1 protein-coding gene is annotated in these 575 nt (G+C 57.0%); it reads left to right on the plus strand.

Annotated features, from left to right (window positions below; all coding sequences use genetic code 11):
* Positions 1-573, plus strand: a 573-nt coding sequence (gene virG, locus NKI32_RS31540; RefSeq protein WP_352577402.1) for a two-component system response regulator VirG, incomplete at its 5' end; no start/stop codon positions are given.
* Positions 574-575 lie beyond the last annotated feature (2 nt).

Genomic DNA, 575 nt, shown 5'->3' on the forward strand with positions numbered 1-575 from the left:
GACCTTAACCTAGGCCGGGAGGATGGACTTGCGATCGTCCGCAATCTGGCGACAAAATCGGATGTTCCTATCATAGTGATCAGCGGCGACCGGCTTGATGAGGCGGAAAAAGTGGTTGCACTGGAGCTCGGCGCAACCGATTTCATTCCCAAGCCTTTCGGGATGCGCGAATTCTTGGCCCGCATTCGAGTAGCGCTACGCCAGCGCATTTCTAGTCCGCGAACCAGAGAGCAGCGCTCATTTCGCTTTGGGGCCTGGAAGCTCAGCGTGAAGCAGCGGCGACTGATCTGTGCGGAGCGTGGCGAGGTCAAGCTTACCGCATGTGAGTTCAATCTCTTGATCGCATTTCTGGAGAACCCCCGCAACGTGCTATCCAGAGAACGGCTTTTGCTCGCGAGCCGTGTGCGTGGAGAAGAGGTGTACGATCGAAGTATCGATGTCCTAATCATGCGCTTGCGCCGAAAGCTGGAGGCTGATGCGGCCAACCCTCGCCTGGTCAAAACATCCCGTGGCGCAGGGTACTTCTTCAACGCTGACGTAGATGTTAGCTACGGAGGCACGTTGGCCGCGTGACA

The sequence above is a fragment of the Mesorhizobium sp. M0761 genome, assembly GCF_040320205.1.
Lineage (GTDB): Bacteria > Pseudomonadota > Alphaproteobacteria > Rhizobiales > Rhizobiaceae > Mesorhizobium.